Below are 18474 nucleotides of genomic sequence, written 5' to 3'. Positions count from 1 at the left end.
GTGCAGATGCATTTTCACAAGGCGGAACACGCCTTCTTCGTCTTTATCTTTGTCATCGTCGCCGCCGGCATGGTGACGTTGCATGCCCACGGCGTGGTGGAGACCGCGACGGCCCAGATCGGCGATGGCGCGGCGTTGGACAGCGTCGCATATATCGGCACGCTGCTGTTTGCCATCGGCGTGCTTTTGGCCACCGCCTTCTTCTTTGGCGTGTTCTTCATCTACCCGCTGATCCGCGATCAGGTGCGCGAGGAGGGAAAGTTGCGGGCGATGACGGCGACGCTGAGCGCCCGTTCCGAGACACTTGAGCAGGCGGCGCTGACAGATGCGCTGACAGGCATGCAGAACCGGCGGTTTTTCGACGACGCGCTGCGCGAATACATCGCGGAATTCCATCGCATCGGCAAGCCGGTCGGGCTGATGATCCTCGATCTCGACCATTTCAAGAGCGTCAACGATACCCATGGCCACGATATCGGCGACGAAGTGCTGCGCTCGGTCGCCGGCTGCCTCAAGGGCATGACCCGCTACCACGATGTCGTGGCTCGGCTGGGCGGCGAGGAGTTCGGCATTGTGACCCCGAATATGGACGCGGAACTACTGACGCGTTTCGCCGAGCGCATCCGCAAGGGCGTCGCCAATCTGGCCATCGTCAACGGCAATGTGCGGCTGAAGGTCACCACCAGCGTCGGGCTGGCGGTTTGGGACCATTCCGAGACGGCCGAGGCCTTCTACCGCCGCGCCGACAAGCAGCTCTACGAGGCCAAGCGCCAAGGCCGTAACCGCGTGTGTGCTTAGGCCGGGCAGAGCGTCAATTCAGTTGAATTTTGAAATGGCGAACGAGCCGGCCAGGCTGGGCTCGCTCCGTCGGTTCAATCGTTCAGGGGTTTGAGGCCGAACGTCATCGGCTTCAGCCCGTAACGCGTGTCGAAATCGTCGTCATGCGGCGGGCGCGGCGCGGCCGGCTGCCGGTAGTCCGGGTCGCCGGGCTGGCGTGTGGCGTCGGCCATTTCGGAGAAATTCATCGCCGGCTGTGGCTTCGGTACGTTGCGCAGTTTTTCGACGATGCCGACGAGATCGACCTCGCCGTCACCGGAAGGTGCTTCCATGGAGTGTTTGGCTGTGCCGGGAATCAGGCTGCGATCCAGCTTCTCGAACTTCAGCCGCATGGTGGTGGCGACGCCCTCACCGAAGGCGATTGCCTCGCGCTGTCCCATCGAGGACAGGAAAGCAAGGCTGGAGGCGGAGGAGTCGGCAATGGCTGAACGGATGATCGCCTGGTCCTGTTCGTTGGACAGGCGCATGGCGAAGAAGGTCGAGCATTGCGACAGGATGGTCGGGTCGAGCTCGCCCGGGCGCTGCGTGACGACGCCGAGATAGCAGCCATATTTGCGGCCTTCCTTGGCGATGCGCGACAGTGCGTGTCGGGTCGGCGCGAAGCCGAGGCGCGGATCGGCCGGCATGTAGCGATGCGCTTCTTCGCACAAAAGCAGCAGCCTGAGCCGCCCCTCGCTCCACAGCGCGAGATCGAAGGCCAGCCGCGCGAGAACCGAACAGACCGAGTTGACGACCTCGGACGGCAGGCCCGCCATTTCGAAACAGGTTACCGGCCGGCCGTGATGCGGCACGCGGAAGATGTTGCCGACCGTTTCGTGGATGGTGTCCTCGATCAGGCGTGAATTGAACATGAAGCGGTAGCGCGGGTCTGCGACGGCCGATTCGATACGCAATTTGAGCGACTTCAGTGCCGGCCGCTCGGCCTTGCTTTCGAGCAGGCCCATGCGGTCATCGATCTGCTTCACCAGATCGGCGATCCGGTAGGGGACCGGTGTGTCGGCGGTCATGGTGTCGGCGCCGCGGCGCACATAGGCGACACCGTTGCCGGTGCGGTAGAGATGCTTCACCACCGGAATGAGATCGCGCAGAATGTCGACCTCCTCGGGCGGTGCCTCGCGACCACGGAACAGCACTTCGGCGAATTCCTCGAGGCGGAACATCCAGAAGGGCAGATCGAGCGTCGAAGCGTCGATCTTGACGCACTGGTCCTTCAGCGAAGAGGCGAATTCATTGTGCGGATCAAGGATCAGTACGCGCAGGTCAGGCCGCGCCGCGATCGCCTTGCGCAGCAGCAGCGAAACGGCTGTCGACTTGCCGACACCAGTGGTGCCGACCACGGCGAAATGCCGGGTCAACGTGTCGTCGACGGCAATCCTGGCCGCGATCGCCTCGTCCTGCGACAGTGTGCCGATGGCCACCGAAGGACGGCCGGCGAGGTCGTAGACGGCCTCGAGATCGCGGCTGCGGATGCGGTGGGCAACCGCGCCGATATGCGGGTATATGGTGATACCACGGTCAAAGAACGGTTTGGCGCCGGGCTCGAAACCATCGCGCACCTCGCCGACCAGTTCGACGCTGACCTCGATCGGGTTCAGGCCTTCGGCGTTCCAGGCAAGATCGGCCTTGGCGATCGCATAGACCAGACCGACCGTGCGGCTGCTGCCCAGATTGATGGAGATCATCTTGCCGACAGCCCATTGGCCACCGGCGGAACCATCTTCGCCGTCAGCGAAAGCGCTGATGGTGGCGCGGGCGCCGTCGCAGCGGACGACATGGCCGAGGATGCGCTTGTCAGTCTGAGCGGCGTCGCGTCGCTCCTGCGATACCGGCTCGCCGCCGGAGACTGCACGTTCGACAAACATCAACGAGGGGATCCCCACTACCTCAGCGAACTCTAATATGGTTCGGTTAAAGTCGCGTGTGAGGGGATGGTTTAGCAGCGGTTAAGGGCGGCGCGACAATTTGAACAATCCGGCAAAAGTCCCTTCCAGTTCATGCTTCATATGATATGTTGGACAAATGTCTGATATATCGAATGATCTTTCGGCAAGGATCGCCGATCGCATCCGCGCCGAACGGACGCTGCGGAACTGGTCACTGGCAGAGCTTGCCGAGCGTTCCGGGGTGTCCAAGGCGATGCTCAGCACCATCGAGCGTGCTTCGACGAGCCCGACCGCACCGATCCTGGTGCGCATCGCCACGGCTTTCGAGATGACACTGTCCAGCCTCATCGCCCGTGCCGAATTGCAGGGCGGCGGTGTTGCCCGGCGCAAAGACCAGCCTGAATGGCGCGACCCCGGCACTGGCTATGTGCGCCGCCATCTGTCGCCGCAGACTGATATGCCGATGGAACTCGTGCAGGTCGAATTGCCGGCCGGCGCGCGCGTCAACCTGCCTGCTGCTTCCTATGCCTTCATCCGCCAGCAGATCTGGCTGATGGCAGGGCGGCTCGACTTCACCGAAGGCGAGGTGGTGCATTATCTGGAGCCGGGCGATTGCCTGGCGCTCGGCGCGCCGGCCGATTGCAGTTTCTTCGCGCCCGGTCCGGAGCCGGCCCGCTACATCACCGCACTTATCAGGACCTGACCATGCCGCGCTTGCCGAAGCGAAACCACAATGGTGGGCCGCCGCTCGATGACTACAAGGGGCCGGCCTGGGGCAAGGGCGACCCGCACCGTTTCATGCATTGGCGGAGCGCCCACAAGGCGGCATGGAAGCCGAAATCGCGCGACATCGCGTTGTTCAGACTGGCCAAGGCGGAAGCGGTCGGGCTGACTTATGAGGAATACACGCTGGAATTGCTGGAGCGCGGCCACCACCTCAGCGCCGACGACGGCACCCGCGTCGATGAAATCAAACGGTCGCGCAAGCGCCGCGGCTTTAGCCATTTCGATTGAGCGTTTTGGCTCTTCCCATCAGCGAGAAGACAAAAGATGAGTTCCATCGAAATCAGACCCCTTGTCCGCTCGTTCGAGACATTGCGGGCGCTGGCCGAAATCCTGGTCGAGACCGTCGCGGCCGGCGGATCGGTGAGTTTCATGCATCCGCTGCCGCTGGATGCGGCCATCGCGTTCTGGGATGATTCGCTTGCGGCGGCGGCGCGGGGCGAGCGGGTGGTGCTTGGCGCCTTCGAAGGCGACGATTTGATCGGTACGGTCACGCTGCTGCTCAGCCTGCCGCCCAACCAGCCGCATCGGGCGGAAATCGCCAAGCTGATGACCCGGACGAGCCATCGGGGCAGGGGCGTCGCCACCCGGCTGATGCTGGCCGTCGAAGAGCTGGCCGTGCGGTGTGGCCGCACACTGCTGGTTCTCGATACGGCCGAAGACGGAGGGGCCGCCGCCCTATACGCGAAGCTTGGCTTCATCCTGGCCGGCGAAATCCCGGACTACGCCTTGAAGCCACATGGTGGTCTGACCGGCACGCTTCTGTTCTGGAAACGCATAGGTTCGGCCGGACAAACGCCGATAATCGCAAACGCCTTGAAGGATTTCGCTCAATGACATTCGCGATCGCACTCGAAGATCCGGCCAAACCGGACATCATCGCCCTGCTGGAGGACGGCGAGCGCTATGGGGCGTCGCTCTATCCCGCGGAAAGCAATCATTTCCTGTCCATCGAGAGCCTGCGGGCCAACAATGTGCGCTTCGTGGTTGCGCGGGACGCTGGCGGCATCGCCGTGGCAACGGGCGCGCTGGCGCTGAATGACGATTGGGCGGAACTGAAGCGCATGTGGGTTGTGCCGGCGGTACGCGGTAAGGGGCTGTCCAAGGCGCTGCTCGCCGATCTCGAAGGCAAGGCGCTGGAGGCAGGCATCGGCCTACTCCGTCTGGAGACCGGGGTCGACAATCACGAGGCGCTCGGCCTCTATGACCGCAGCGGTTTCGTACGGCGCGGGCCGTTCGGCGATTATCGCCCCGATCCGCTCAGCGTCTTTATGGAAAAGCGGCTGGCCTAGTTCGCCCGCATCGCATCCGTGGGAACACCGAAGCCGGACCGGCCCAACGTGCCGGCCCGGCCGCCCACCGCCTAACCCTTGTGATGCACATCCTGAAGGCCGTAGACCGGCGTCGGGATGCCGGCTTGGCGAGCCTTCAATTGCAGCGACAGGAATTGCGAATAATGGCGCGACTGGTGCAGGTTGCCGCCGTGGAACCACAGCGCTTCCTGCTGTGTCGGCTTCCACATGTTGCGCTGTTCGCCTTCCCACGGGCCTGGGTCCTTGGTGGTGCTGGAGCCTAGACCCCAGCATTTGCCGACCTTGTCGGCCACGTCCTGGCTGATCAGTTCCGCCGCCCAGCCGTTCATCGAGCCATAGCCTGTGGCATAGACGATGACGTCGGCCGGCAGTTCGGTGCCGTCTTCGAGCAGGACGGAATGGTCCTTGATTTCCTTTACCTGGCCGCGTTTCAACTTGATCTCGCCATCGATGATCAGCTGCGAGGCGCCGATGTCGATGTAGTAGCCCGAGCCACGCCGCAGATACTTCATGAAGAGGCCGGAGCCGTCGTCGCCCCAATCCAGCATGAACCCCGCCTTTTCCAGGCCTTGGTAGAAGGCCGCGTCTCGTTCCTTCATCTGCTGGTAGAGCGGGATCTGGAACTCGTGCAGGATCTTGTACGGCACCGAGGCGAAGATCAGGTCGGCCTTGGCGGTGGTGACGCCATTGGCCACCGCCTGTTCGGAATAGAGCGGGCCGAGCCCGACATCCATCAGCGTATCGGATTTCACGATATGGGTGGTCGAGCGCTGCACCATGGTGACATCGACGCCGTTCTCCCAAAGGGCCGCGCAGATGTCGTGGGCCGAGTTGTTGGAGCCGATGACGACCGCTTTCTTGCCGGTATATCTGTCGGGGCCCGGGTGCCTTGAGGAATGGTGCTGATCGCCCTTGAACGTCTCCATGCCCTTGTATTTCGGCAGATTGGCGCGGCCCGACATGCCGGTGGCGAGCACCAGTTGCTTCGGTCTCAGCACGATATCCTTGCCGTCGCGCCGCACCGTGACAGCCCATTCCTTCTTCTTGTCGTCATAGACGGCGCTTTTGGCCTCGGTGGATGACCAGTAATTCAGCTCCATCACCTTGGTGTACATTTCCAGCCAGTCGCCGATCTTGTCCTTGGGCGAAAAGACCGGCCAGTTCTTCGGAAAATCGATGTAGGGCAGGTGGTCATACCAGACCGGGTCGTGCAGGCAGAGCGACTTGTAGCGCTTGCGCCAGGAATCGCCTGGCCGTTCATTGCGCTCCACGATGATGGTGGGCACGCCGAGCTGCCTCAGCCGTGCGCCCAGCGCGATGCCGCCCTGGCCGCCGCCGATGATGAGGGTGTGTGGCTGCGTGGTGAAGCCGAGTTCGGCCACCTCCTTCTCGCGCTCTTCCTTCCAGCTCGGCCGGTTCCTGCCTTGACCATGCTTGGCGCCGAGCGGCCGGGTGAAGCCGGCTTTCTCCTCATGTCCCTTCAACTCGGCCATGGTGGTGAGCAAGGTCCAGATCTTGCCGTCCTTAACCCGGATGTGGCCGTAGCCGCGCGCAGCTTCGGTCTCGAAGGTGATCCAGCCCTCCAGCAGCCCCTCGTTTTCCGCGGCATCTTCGCCCTCGGCGATCGCGAAATTGGAGGGTTTGATGGCGCCAAGCTGGCTCTTCAGCATCGTCCTGATCTGGTCGCGACCCTCCAGCGTCTTGATGTTCCAGGTGAAGGCGACGAGATCGCGCCAGTAGCAATCGTCCTGGAAGAAGGAGACTGCTTTTTCGATGTCGCCTGCTGCCAGTGCGGTACCAAAATCAGCCAGCAACTTGGCGAGCTTTGCGTTGGGCGCCTTGTCGAGCATGTGGGTTCCTCCCATGGAATCATGATGATCGGTGTGGCTCCGCCGGAGCTGCCGGCTGGTCGGGAAAGTATCGGCAGAGACGGCGCCATTCGTCACGCCCCACCATAGTTTGGCGCGTTTTCAAGGATTTATCGCGCGTCGCGCCAGACAACGGCGTCCTCGCGAGAACGTGATGAGGCGCGCCGCAATGCCGCCGCCTCGCTTCGGGACCATGCTCGCACCGATATCTCAACCAGCGTTTAGGGGACGCTCGCAGGGGAGGTTTCGCAGAAGGGCACAAAACTGGAGCATGTGTCATGAACGCGAAGATTCTTGCGATAAGCCGCCGCGGGAGAGGGGCGGCACTAGCCCTTATTCTTGCTTTTGGCGGTATGGTCGGCACACCGCTGACGTTGCCCGCCTTTCAGCCGGCGCAGGCGGCCACTGTCTCAATGGCGGTGCGCGAGCGGCTTACTGAATACGGCGTCTGGCAAATCTCGCGCCGCTATGGCGAGGTTTGGGTGCCTTCCGTCGCGGTCGCATGGCGGCCATACACGGTGGGGCGTTGGGTGTGGACCGACGACGGCTGGTATTGGGAATCCAGCGAGCCTTTCGGCCCTGTCGTCTTCCACTACGGCCGCTGGGCCTATGACGACGATCTGGGTTGGATCTGGATCGCGGGCGACGAATGGGCGCCGGCTTGGGTGGTCTGGCGCCAGAGCACGGACTATGTCGGCTGGGTGCCGGCACCGCCGCCGGAGGAACGCGTGGTGTTCCGCGACGTGTGGTGGTCCTTCGTGCCGGTGGCGGCGATCGGTGCCGTCGAAATCCTGCCGGCGCTGCGCCCTGTCGAAAACAATGTGACCATCGTGCGCAACACCACCATCATCGAGCAGCGCGTGGTGGTGAACAACATCTACAACAACTCCACCGTGCAGGTGGAGAACCGGACCGTGCCCATCAACGCCGGGCCGGCGTTGGCGGCGTTGCCAAGGCCGGTCGTGGCGGCTGTGAGGGCCGCGAACATCGTGCCGCCGGCCAGGGGTTCGTTCGCACCGGGCAAGCTGGATGCGTCGAAGGCCGGCGAGGTCAAGCGGAGGGCAGCATCACTGCAACCAGGACAGCCTTTGCCTGTACCCGGCAAGCCTGCCACGGCGCCTGCTGGTGTCGCTCCCGTGGCGCCGAACGCGGCTGTGCCGACGAAACCAAACGGCGCGACTGCCGGCAAACCAGCGGTAACCGCGCAACCGGTGGTGCCGTCGAAACCCTTAGGAAACGCGCCGGCCGGGGTTGCACAGCTTCCGCTCAGGAAGCCGTTGCCACCTGCAGCACAGGCAAGCTCCGGATCGCCTGCAGCCAAGGCCAACATCGTCAAGAAGAAGACGGTGCAGCAGTCAGTGCAAGTACACAACCTACCGCACAAGCCGACACCGCCAAGTCCGGCGGTTGCGCAGCGCCACCGCGCGAACGCGGCGGTCGCACAAGGCAATGGCCGGCCACCGCACCACGCGGCGGCGAAACCAGTGCCTCAGCACCAGATGGCGCGCGTGAATGCGCCGCACCGGCCACAGGCCGCGCCGCATAAGCCGCCGCCGGCAGCGCGCAAGCCGGTGAAATGCGATCCGCACGATCCGCGCTGCAAGCCGCACGGCTGAGCGCTGCTGCGGTCAGGGACTGCCAGATGCCTCGCCGCGACCACCTCAGGGCAAGGTCGCGGCGAATGGCGTTGGTTCGGCGAGCACGAAGACGGCGGCTTGGCCGTTGCAAAATCAGTGCGATATCCCGGTTGACAGCGCTTCGTGCTTGCACCTATTGTCCGCCACCATGAAGACGGCACTCATTCTCGTAGGAAGGCGCGTGGGCAAGGCGGTGTAACCGCCAGGCGAAAACCTCCCATGCGCAACACACAGGCTCCCTCGGGGGCCTTTTTTATTATCCAAACCATGACCAGACGACCAGCAAGAGCTTGAAAAAGCAGGAAAAAGACGGAACCGAACCCATGAGCAACGGACAAAGCGAGCGGCGTGAGATGACAGGCGCCGAAATGGTTGTGCAGGCGCTGATCGACAATGGCGTCAAGCATCTTTTCGGATATCCGGGCGGCGCGGTCCTTCCGATCTATGACGAGCTTTTCCAGCAGGACGCTGTGCAGCACATCCTGGTGCGCCACGAACAGGGCGCCGGCCACGCGGCGGAAGGCTATGCGCGCTCGACCGGCAAGGCGGGTGTCATGCTGGTCACCTCCGGCCCCGGCGCTACCAATGCGGTGACGCCGCTGCAGGACGCGCTGATGGATTCGATCCCGCTGGTCTGCCTCACGGGCCAGGTGCCGACCTCGCTCATCGGCTCGGACGCCTTCCAGGAATGCGACACTGTCGGCATCACGCGGCCCTGTACCAAGCACAATTGGCTGGTGAAGGACGTCAACGAACTCTCGGCCATCATCCACGAGGCCTTCCATGTCGCTACCACCGGCCGGCCGGGCCCGGTGGTCGTCGACATTCCGAAGGACGTGCAGTTCGCCAGGGGCATCTATACGCCGCCGCAGACGGCGCCGCGCACCTCCTATCAGCCCAAGGTCCAGGGCGATCTGGAGAAGATCAAGGCCGCGGTCGAAATGCTGGCTGGCGCAAAGCAGCCGATCATCTATTCGGGCGGCGGCGTCGTCAATTCCGGCCCTGAGGCCAGCCATTTGCTGCGCGAACTGGTTGACCTGACGGGTTTCCCGATCACTTCGACGCTGATGGGGCTCGGCGCCTATCCGGCGTCGGGCAAGAACTGGCTCGGCATGCTCGGCATGCACGGCACCTACGAAGCCAATATGGCCATGCATGATTGCGACGTCATGCTGTGCGTCGGTGCCCGTTTCGACGACCGCATCACCGGCCGTCTCAACGCGTTCTCGCCGAATTCCAAGAAGATCCACATCGATATCGACCCGTCCTCGATCAACAAGAACGTGCGCGCCGATGTCGGCATTCTGGGCGATGTCGGCCGGGTGATGGAGGATCTGGTCCGGCTGTGGCGCGCCACTGCCAAGGCCGACAAGAAGGCGCTCTATCCGTGGTGGGAACAGATCGCCCGCTGGCGGGCGCGGGACTCGCTCGCCTATAAGCCAAGCAACGACGTGATTATGCCGCAATATGCGATCGAGCGTCTCTATGAACTCACCAAGGATCGCGACACCTACATTACCACCGAGGTCGGCCAGCATCAGATGTGGGCGGCGCAGCACTTCCACTTCGACAAGCCGAACCATTGGATGACTTCGGGCGGCCTCGGCACGATGGGCTACGGCCTGCCGGCGGCGCTCGGCGTGCAGATCGCCCATCCCGACTCACTGGTCATTGACATCGCCGGCGATGCTTCGGTGCAGATGACGATGCAGGAAATGAGCGCGGCGGTGCAATACGAGGCGCCGATCAAGATCTTCATCCTCAACAATCAGTACATGGGCATGGTGCGCCAGTGGCAACAGCTCCTGCACGGCAACCGGCTGTCGCATTCCTACACCGAAGCGATGCCCGACTTCGTCAAGCTGGCCGAAGCCTATGGTGGCCATGGTATCCGCTGCGAGAAGCCGGGCGATCTGGACGACGCCATCAAGGAGATGATCTCGGTCAAGAAGCCGGTTCTGTTCGACTGCCGTGTCGCCAATCTCGCCAATTGCTTCCCGATGATCCCGTCGGGCAAGGCGCACAACGAGATGCTGCTTCCCGACGAGGCAACGGACGAGGCTGTCGCCAACGCCATCGACGCCAAGGGCAGGGAGCTGGTGTGACGGATAGCGTGGCCTTGCCAGACGCGGCATAATCAACAAGTTAGCGTAAACGCCTGAGATCGAGATTCATCCGATGAATGCACAGCACCTTCAACCCACCGGCTCCGCCTACTTCATCGCCAAGGAAACGGAAGTACCGGAAAACCACACGCTGTCCGTGCTGGTCGACAACGAACCGGGCGTGCTTGCCCGCGTCATCGGCCTGTTCTCCGGGCGGGGCTACAACATCGAAAGCCTGACCGTCTCTGAGACCGAGCACGAGAAACACCTGTCGCGCATCACCATCGTGACGCGCGGCACGCCGCATGTGCTGGAGCAGATCAAGCACCAGCTCGAGCGCATTGTGCCGGTGCATCGGGTGGTCGACCTGACCGTGCGCTCGACCGAGCTCGGCCAGGAGCGGCCGCTGGAGCGGGAACTTGCCCTGGTCAAGGTGGCGGGAACGGGCGACAGCCGCGTCGAGGCGCTCAGGCTGGCCGACGCTTTCCGTGCCAGTGTCATCGACGCCAACACCGAACATTTCATTTTCGAGATCACCGGCAAGGGCTCGAAGATCGACCAGTTCATCGCCATCATGCGCCCGCTCGGCCTGGTCGAGATCTGCCGCACCGGCGTGGCGGCGATGAACCGTGGCCCGCAGGGGATGTAGGGCCGCGAAGGATTTCATGTCCGGGGCATTGTCACCGAGACAACAATTTTCGTGACTTGGACCGGCGGGTGGGTCAACTAGACTGACCTATTTGCCGGTTCTGTATCTGAAAACCGGCCCTATCCGAAAAGCCGCCATGTCCGTCGATACTTTCCTTGCCCTGCTGGTGTTTGCTTTCGTCACCTCGATCACGCCGGGGCCGAACAATTTCATGCTCCTGGCGTCGGGCGTGAATTTTGGCTTCACGCGCACCATCCCCCATATGCTGGGCATCGGTTTCGGCTTCCTGTCGCTGCTTCTGGCGGTCGGTTTCGGCCTCGGCACGGTGCTCACCGCCTTGCCGGCACTGCATATGGCCCTCAAGATCGCCGGCGGCGCATATCTGCTCTATCTCGCCTGGAAGATCGCGATGTCGCGTTCGATGGGTGGGCAGGCCAACGGCAAGACGCAGCCCATGACCTTCCTGGAAGCGACCGCCTTCCAGTGGATCAATCCGAAGGCCTGGGTGATGGCGATGACCGGCATGGCCCTCTACACGGACGCCGACAGGCCATTCCTGTCCGTGCTCTTGATTTCCATCGCTTTTGCGGTGGTCAACGTGCCATCGGTGTCTTGCTGGGCGGGTTTTGGCATGGCGCTGCGCGGCTTTCTGTCCGACCCGTCACGGCTCAAATGGTTCAACATTGCCATGGGCGTGCTCCTGGCGCTGACCTTGTGGCCGATGTTGCGCTGAGAAGCGCTTTTCGACTTCTCGGCAAGGCATTCCGGCAGGGGGCGCCGTTGTGCAGCGCACATTAAATCTTTGTAATGACGGCGTTTGCCCCTTTTTTGGCGGAGATTTGCGTTATTTTAGCGAATGACCCGCCGCGCGTGGCCATCGGATGGCGCTTGCGGAGGCGCTGATGGGTCGGATCGAGAGGGCCTTTGTCGGATCGCAGGAAAACATTCGCCGCACTTGGTGGGGCTGTCGCGATCGTGGCCGCAGGTCTCTATCTCTGGCCCGCGGGTGCGGCATGGGTCTGGCAAAAGCTGCCGTTCGGCCAGAAGGAGGTTGCCGCCCAGGCGGCGACCGATCTGAGCGGAGGCAAGGGCAAGGCAGGCAATCGCGCTGTCACTGTCGCGACAGCGGTCGCCAAGGTCACGGATTTTCCGGTTCAACGCTACGCTATCGGTTTTCTGGCTTCGCCGGCGGTGGCCAATATCAATGCCCGCGTCGCCAGCCAGGTGATGGCCATCGCCGTCACCGACGGCCAGATGGTCAAGCAAGGCGATCTGCTGATTTCGCTGGATGATCGCGCGCTGAAGGCGCAGGTCGAGAAGGACAAGGCGACGCTGGCCAAGGATCAAGCGCTGGCCGCAAGTGCCGATGCCGACCTTGCCCGCGCCCAGAACCTGCTCGCCAAGCAAGCCGGAACGCAACAGAGCTATGATCAGGCGCTGGCGGCCCAGAAGGCTGCTCACGCTACTGTGGCCGCCGACCAGGCGGCGATCGACGTCGACACCGTGCAACTGAGCTTCACCGCCATCACCGCGCCGATCTCCGGTCGACTCGGTGCCGTCAGCGTCAGCATCGGCGATCTCGTCACGGCCGGCGGCGCGACTGGTACCGGCGCGACACCATTGGTGACGATCACCGAAATGGATCCGTTGCGGGTCTCCTTCAATCTGCCGGAAGCTGACCTCAATCTTTTGCAGCAGGCGCTGGCGAAGCCGGGTTCAATCACGGTGACGCTGACCAAGGACGGCGATGCGAAGCCGATCGGCTCCGGCACGCTTGATTTTGTGAACTCCACGGTGGACACCGCGTCCGGCACCATCACGGCGCGTGCTACGGTGCCCAATGCCGACCTGAAGCTGTGGCCCGGGCAATATGTGAAGGTCACGGTCGATGCCGGCGCCATGCCGCAGATGGTGTCCGTGCCTACCGTTGCCATCCAGCCCAGCCAGAGCGGTTCGTTCGTCTATGTGGTCAAGGCCGACAACACTGTCGAGGCACGGCCGGTGGTAGTCGCGCTCACGCATGGTGAAGACAGTGCTATCGCCAGCGGCGTGAAGGGCGACGAAAAGGTCGTCGTCGATGGCCAGCTCAGCCTGAAGCCGGGTGCGGCGGTGCGCGAGGCAAGCGCCCAGGAAGGCACCGGCAAGACTGGAAGCGACAAGGGCGGCTCTGGCGACAGCAAGGCGCCGAAGTCGGCGGACAAAGCCACCAAGACCGAAACAGCGGGCTGACGAGCGATGATCTCCGAGTTCTGCATCCGCAGGCCTGTCGCCACATTGCTGATGTCGATGGCGCTCATTTTGGGCGGTCTGTTTGCCTACAAGTTCCTGCCGGTCGCGGCGCTGCCGAGCGCGGAATTCCCGACGGTCAATGTTTCCGCCTCGCTGCCCGGTGCTTCGCCGAACTCGATGATGACGTCGGTGGCCGTTCCGCTGATCAAGCAGATTGCAACCATTGCGGGCGTGGATTCGATCTCGACCAGCAACTCGCTGGGTTCGACCTCGATCGCGGTGCAGTTCGTGCTCAACCGTGACATCGACGCCGCCGCCGCTGACGTGCAGGCGGCAATCGCCCGAACGCAGCGGCAATTGCCGCCGGAAATGACGTCGCCGCCAAGCTACAGGAAGGTCAATCCGGCCGACGCGCCGATCCTGCTGATGGCGCTGGCCAGCGACACGGTTCCGCTGACCCAGCTCGACGCCATTGCCGAAAACGTCATCTCGCCGTCGCTGTCGACCATCGACGGCGTCGCGCAGGTGATGGTCTGGGGCCAGAAGAAATACGCCGTGCGCATCCAGATCGACCCGACGGCGCTGGCGGCGCGCGGCATCTCGATCGATCAGCTGCAGTCGGCGGTGCAGTCGGCCAACAGCAACGCGCCGGTCGGCGTGCTGCAGAACAGCAAGCAGCAGCTGACCATCACTACCAACACGCAGCTTCAGGATGCGGCTGCGTTCTCCAACATCATCATCGCCACCAAGAACGGCAATCCGGTCCGACTGGGCGACGTCACGCGCGTCATCGATTCCGTCCAGAGCACGACGACCGCCTCCTGGTTCGACAACACACGCGCCATCGTCCTGGCCGTTCAACGCCAGCCCGACGCCAACACCGTCGACGTGGTCGATCGCGTCAAGGCGATGCTGCCGTCCTTCGAGAGCCAGATGCCGGCCGCGGCGTCCATCAACCTGATGAACGACCGCTCGACCTCAATCCGCGCTGCGGTGGTCGACGTGCAGTTCACGCTTCTGCTCACAATCGCGCTGGTGGTGTTGGTGATCTTCGTCTTCCTGCGCCGCGTGACCGCGACGATCATCCCAGCCGTGGCGGTGCCGATTTCGCTGATCGCGACGCTCGGCGTCATGTTCCTGCTGGGATTCTCCATCGACAACATCTCGCTGATGGGCCTGACACTGGCCGTCGGCCTCGTCGTCGACGACGCCATCGTCATGCTGGAAAACATCTACCGGCACATGGAGGAGGACGGGCTGCCGGCCTATCAGGCGGCGCTCAAGGGTTCCCGCGAAATCGGCTTCACCATCGTCTCGATCTCGATCTCGCTGGTGGCGGTGTTCATCCCTGTGCTTCTGATGGGCGGTGTCATCGGCCGTATCTTCAACGAATTCGCGGTGGTGGTGACGGTCGCGATCCTGGCTTCGATGTTCGTGTCGCTGACGCTGACGCCGATGCTGTGCTCCAGACTTCTCAGCTTGCCGAAGCGGCATGGCAAGGGCGAGCACGGCCCCGAACACGAGCGCGATTGGCTGGTCCGTTCCTACGACGTCGTGTTGTCCTTCTGCCTGAGGCACCATTTCATGGTGTTCCTCGTCTTTATCGGCACCGCCATACTGTCGGTGTGGCTGTTCACGATCTCGCCGAAGGGTTTCCTGCCGCAAGAGGATATCGACCAGATCTCGGTGACGACGCGCGCGCGCCAGGACATTTCCTTCGACGCGATGGTGAAGCTGCAAGGGCAGGTGGCGAATGTTTTCCAGACTTCGCCCTATGTCGCCCATGTGACCTCGTCGGTGGGCTCGAATTCCGGTGCGCTGAACCAGGCGTCGCTCTACGTCCAGCTCAAGCCGAAGGCCCAGCGTCCCGACATGGCCACGGTCATTTCCTCGCTGCGGCGCCAGCTTGCCGGCGTCGCCGGCATCGATACCTATATGCAGCCGGTGCAGAACCTGCGCCTGGGCGCGCGCTCCTCGGCGAGCTCCTATCAGCTGGTCGTGCAGGCCCTGTCCACGAGTGATACCAATCTGTGGGCGCAGAAGCTGACAGACGCCATGGTGGCCGACCGTGCCACCTTCACCGATGTCACCAACGACTTGCAGAACAATGCCTTGCAGGCGTCTCTGATCGTCGATCGCGACAAGGCGGCGACGCTTGGCGTCGACACCAACACCTTGCTCAACAGCCTTTATGGCGGTTTTGGCACCGACCAGGTCACGACCATTTTCGGTGCCGCCGACAGTTACCAGGTCATCACCGAGCTTGATCCCAAGATCGACTGGTCGCCTGAGCGCATGCTGTCGATCCAGTTCCGCACCTCCAGCGGTTCGCTGGTCCCGCTCGGCGCCTTCGCGCGCGTCGACCGTACCGCCGGTCCGCTCACCATCAACCAGCTCGGCCAGCTGCCGGCGGTGACCGTCTCCTACAATCTGCCGGACGGCGTTGCACTCGGCGACACGGTCAACCGCATCGAGCAGATCAAGGCGCAGATCGGCGTGCCGAAGACCGTCTCGACCACCTTTGCCGGTACGGCCAAGACCTTCCAGGATTCGCTGGCCAACCAGGGCCTGTTGATCGCCGGCGCGATCCTGACGATCTATATCGTTCTGGGCATGCTCTATGAGAGCTTCATCCACCCGCTGACCATCCTGACCAGCCTGCCCTCGGCGCTGCTCGGCGCCATGCTGTCGCTCAGGCTGGCCGGCATGGATTTTTCGGTAATCGCCGTCATCGGCCTTCTGATGCTGATCGGCATCGTCAAGAAGAACGGCATCATGATGATCGACGTCGCACTGGTGCTGCGACGCGAGGGACGAACGCCGCTGGATGCCATCCTCAAGGCCAGCGTCATGCGTTTCCGCCCGATCATGATGACGACGCTGGCGGCGCTGATGGGCACGTTGCCGATCGCCATCGGCCATGGTGCCAGCGCCGAACTGCGCCAGCCGCTCGGCATCGCCGTTGTCGGCGGCCTGATGGTCTCGCAGGTGCTGACTCTGTTTGTCACCCCGGTCATCTACCTCTACATGGAGTGGTTGTCCGAGTGGCTGCTGAGCTTCGGCAGCAAGCGCAAGCCGGAGCTGCATGTGGTTGGCGGCGACCAGGCCTCGCTGTTCGAGGAAGACGAGGAGCGCAAGGCGGCAGCCGAATAGGCGACGCACTGTTCGCAATCTGTTGAATTGCCGCGCGGGTCGATCCGGGTAAGGTGTCCCCGCCTGTCGACGGCTGAGGGGATGAACGAGCCAGCGGGCGCCTTTTCGTCGGTCCCGCATATCGGGGCCAAGCAGCAATCCATTCTCCCAAGGGATGTTTTCCATGACCAAAGTGGCCGTGCTTGTCGGCAGCCTCCGCAAGGATTCCTTCAACCGCAAGATCGCCAAGGCGCTCGTCGCACTGACGCCGGGCCTCGAGTTCGATTTCCTCGATATCGGCGCTGTCTCTTTCTACAATCAGGATTTGGACACCAACCCGCCCGCCGACTGGGTCGCGTTCCGCAAGCATATCGCAAATGCGGACGCGGTTCTGTTTGTCACCGCCGAATACAACCGCTCGGTGCCGGGCGTGCTCAAGAACGCCATCGATGTCGCTTCCCGTCCCTATGGCCAGGGTGCGCTGAACGGCAAACCGGCGGCGGTGGTCTCGACATCGATCGGCGCCGTTGGCGGCTTCGGCTCCAACCATCATCTGCGCCAGTCCCTGGCCTTCCTCAACATGCCGGTGATGGCACAGCCGGAAGCCTATATCGGCAGCGCGGCCAGCCTGTTCGACGAAGCCGGCAACCTGACCAATCAGGGCACCAAGGATTTCCTGACCGCCTTCGGCAAGGCATTCCAGCAGCACATCGCGCTGCATACCAAGAAAGCTGCGTAAAGCCGTTTTCCGGTGAACAATGCGGGCCGGGCGTGCAAATGCCCGGCCTTTTTCATGCCACAAGCCGCTAACCTTTGGCAGCAATATGCGGCAAGGGTCTTGCCGACGGCGACAGAATCTCCTTTGTCTCGCCGATGGAATTTTCTCCTCAACAGGACGAGGCGCTGAAGGCGGTTGCGCGCTGGTTGAAGATCGGCCAGCCGCAGGTTTTCCGCCTGTTCGGTTACGCCGGCACCGGCAAGACCACGCTGGCGCGCTATTTCGCCGAACATGTCGACGGCCAGGTGCAATTCGCGGCTTTCACCGGCAAGGCGGCGCAGGTGCTGCGTTCGAAGGGCGCGGTGAATGCCCGCACCATCCATTCGCTGATCTACCGCCCGCGCGGCGAGGAGGCGGTGGAGGATGAGACCACCGGCAAGACCTCGATCAATCCGACCTTTTCGCTCAACCGCCAGAGCCCGATCGCCAAGGCAAAACTCGTCATCATCGACGAATGCTCGATGGTGGACGAACAGCTGGGGCGCGATCTGCTGTCTTTCGGCACGCCCGTTTTGGTGCTGGGCGACCCGGCCCAGCTGCCGCCGATCTCCGGTGGCGGCTTCTTCACCGAGCACGAGCCGGATTATCTGCTCACCGAGATCCATCGCCAGGCGCGCGACAACCCGATCATCAGGCTGGCACTCGACGTGCGTGAAGGCCGCGAGTTCATGAAGGGCGACTTTGGCGCCGCGCAGGTGATCGGGCGCGAGGATGTCACGCAGGACCTGGTGTTGAAGGCCGACCAGGTGCTGGTCGGTCGCAATCAGACGCGCCGCCGCTACAACCAGCGCCTGCGCGAGCTGAAGGGGTTCACCGCCGACTATCCGCAAGCCGGCGACAAGCTGGTCTGCCTGCGCAACGATCCCGCCAAGGGGCTGCTCAACGGCTCGTTGTGGAAGGTGATGACGTCGTCGCGCGAAACGGTAAAGCCGGGCATCAACCTGCTAGTCTCGCCCGAAGAAGACGATCCAGATCGCGGCGTCGCCAAGATCAAGCTGCTCAAGGCCGTCTTCGAGAACCCGGATGAAGAAATCCCATGGCAGCAGAAGAAGCGTTTCGACGATTTCGACTTCGGCTACGCGCTGACCGTACACAAGGCGCAAGGTTCGCAGTGGAACGAGGTCGTGCTGTTCGACGAAAGCTTCGCTTTCAAGGAAACGCGTCAGCGTTGGCTCTATACGGCGATCACGCGCGCGGCTGAGCGTTTGACTGTGGTGCGCTAGAGCGCAAGACATGCCTTGTCCGCGCCGTCGAAGCGAC

The 18474-nt window shown here is 62.9% G+C and carries 15 protein-coding genes; 13 read left to right on the top strand and 2 right to left on the bottom strand.

Features of this window, described 5'->3' with window-relative positions; translation table 11 throughout:
- The first annotated feature begins 6 nt into the window (after nucleotides 1-6).
- Nucleotides 7-798 (top strand): GGDEF domain-containing protein, encoded by a 792-nt coding sequence (locus tag QFZ88_RS04695; protein WP_024924500.1) that lies wholly within the window; start codon nucleotides 7-9, stop codon nucleotides 796-798.
- Between the two features lie 74 nt (nucleotides 799-872).
- On the opposite strand, the gene QFZ88_RS04690 is transcribed toward QFZ88_RS04695, so the two are convergent.
- The gene (locus tag QFZ88_RS04690) at nucleotides 873-2699 is read right to left on the bottom strand and encodes an ATP-binding protein (protein ID WP_024924501.1); all 1827 of its coding nucleotides are present in this window, start codon (nucleotides 2697-2699) and stop codon (nucleotides 873-875) included.
- Between the two features lie 157 nt (nucleotides 2700-2856).
- Between QFZ88_RS04690 and QFZ88_RS04685 the strand changes: the two genes are divergently transcribed.
- From QFZ88_RS04685 to QFZ88_RS04670, 4 genes are read left to right on the top strand one after another with little or no spacing between them, the layout of a single operon-like run.
- Entirely contained in the window at nucleotides 2857-3423 is a 567-nt protein-coding gene (locus QFZ88_RS04685; RefSeq protein ID WP_024924502.1) for a helix-turn-helix domain-containing protein, read from the top strand.
- Between the two features lie 2 nt (nucleotides 3424-3425).
- Nucleotides 3426-3734 (top strand): hypothetical protein, encoded by a 309-nt coding sequence (locus tag QFZ88_RS04680; RefSeq protein ID WP_024924503.1) that lies wholly within the window; start codon nucleotides 3426-3428, stop codon nucleotides 3732-3734.
- 36 nt (nucleotides 3735-3770) lie between these two features.
- On the top strand, nucleotides 3771-4340 hold the full coding sequence (locus QFZ88_RS04675) for a GNAT family N-acetyltransferase (protein WP_024924504.1): 570 nt from the start codon (nucleotides 3771-3773) through the stop codon (nucleotides 4338-4340).
- A complete protein-coding gene (locus QFZ88_RS04670; protein ID WP_024924505.1) occupies nucleotides 4337-4795 on the top strand; it encodes a GNAT family N-acetyltransferase in 459 nt (152 codons plus the stop codon). The genes QFZ88_RS04675 and QFZ88_RS04670 overlap by 4 nt, the downstream gene beginning before the upstream one ends.
- 71 nt (nucleotides 4796-4866) lie before the next feature.
- Here the strand turns inward: QFZ88_RS04670 and QFZ88_RS04665 are convergent, their stop codons facing one another.
- Entirely contained in the window at nucleotides 4867-6666 is a 1800-nt protein-coding gene (locus QFZ88_RS04665; protein WP_024924506.1) for an NAD(P)/FAD-dependent oxidoreductase, read from the bottom strand.
- A gap of 296 nt (nucleotides 6667-6962) precedes the next feature.
- Here QFZ88_RS04665 and QFZ88_RS04660 point away from each other — a divergent pair, with 296 nt between their 5' ends.
- The 8 genes from QFZ88_RS04660 (at nucleotide 6963) to QFZ88_RS04625 (ending at nucleotide 18437) form a co-directional block, all read left to right on the top strand.
- Nucleotides 6963-8300: a DUF6600 domain-containing protein gene (locus tag QFZ88_RS04660; RefSeq protein WP_024924507.1), complete on the top strand. Its 1338-nt coding sequence runs from the start codon at nucleotides 6963-6965 to the stop codon at nucleotides 8298-8300.
- Nucleotides 8301-8644: 344 nt separating this feature from the next.
- Nucleotides 8645-10426, top strand: coding sequence for an acetolactate synthase 3 large subunit (locus tag QFZ88_RS04655; RefSeq protein ID WP_081766885.1), 1782 nt, complete (start codon nucleotides 8645-8647; stop codon nucleotides 10424-10426).
- A 73-nt stretch (nucleotides 10427-10499) separates the two neighbouring features.
- Nucleotides 10500-11075, top strand: coding sequence for an acetolactate synthase small subunit (gene ilvN / locus QFZ88_RS04650; protein WP_024924509.1), 576 nt, complete (start codon nucleotides 10500-10502; stop codon nucleotides 11073-11075).
- A 136-nt stretch (nucleotides 11076-11211) separates the two neighbouring features.
- Entirely contained in the window at nucleotides 11212-11808 is a 597-nt protein-coding gene (locus QFZ88_RS04645; RefSeq protein ID WP_024924510.1) for a LysE family translocator, read from the top strand.
- Nucleotides 11809-11999: 191 nt separating this feature from the next.
- Entirely contained in the window at nucleotides 12000-13304 is a 1305-nt protein-coding gene (locus QFZ88_RS04640; protein WP_024924511.1) for an efflux RND transporter periplasmic adaptor subunit, read from the top strand.
- Between the two features lie 6 nt (nucleotides 13305-13310).
- Complete coding sequence (locus tag QFZ88_RS04635; protein WP_024924512.1) at nucleotides 13311-16457, top strand: efflux RND transporter permease subunit; 3147 nt, start codon at nucleotides 13311-13313, stop codon at nucleotides 16455-16457.
- A 154-nt stretch (nucleotides 16458-16611) separates the two neighbouring features.
- Complete coding sequence (locus QFZ88_RS04630) at nucleotides 16612-17175, top strand: NADPH-dependent FMN reductase (RefSeq protein WP_024924513.1); 564 nt, start codon at nucleotides 16612-16614, stop codon at nucleotides 17173-17175.
- 134 nt (nucleotides 17176-17309) lie between these two features.
- Complete coding sequence (locus QFZ88_RS04625) at nucleotides 17310-18437, top strand: ATP-dependent DNA helicase (RefSeq protein ID WP_024924514.1); 1128 nt, start codon at nucleotides 17310-17312, stop codon at nucleotides 18435-18437.
- Nucleotides 18438-18474 lie beyond the last annotated feature (37 nt).

The sequence above is a fragment of the Mesorhizobium sp. YL-MeA3-2017 genome, from assembly GCF_030814575.1.
In the GTDB taxonomy this organism is placed as follows: Bacteria; Pseudomonadota; Alphaproteobacteria; order Rhizobiales; family Rhizobiaceae; genus Mesorhizobium; species Mesorhizobium terrae.
Note: the sequence above shows the minus strand (reverse complement) of the source record. Positions and strands in the feature narration are given on the sequence as shown.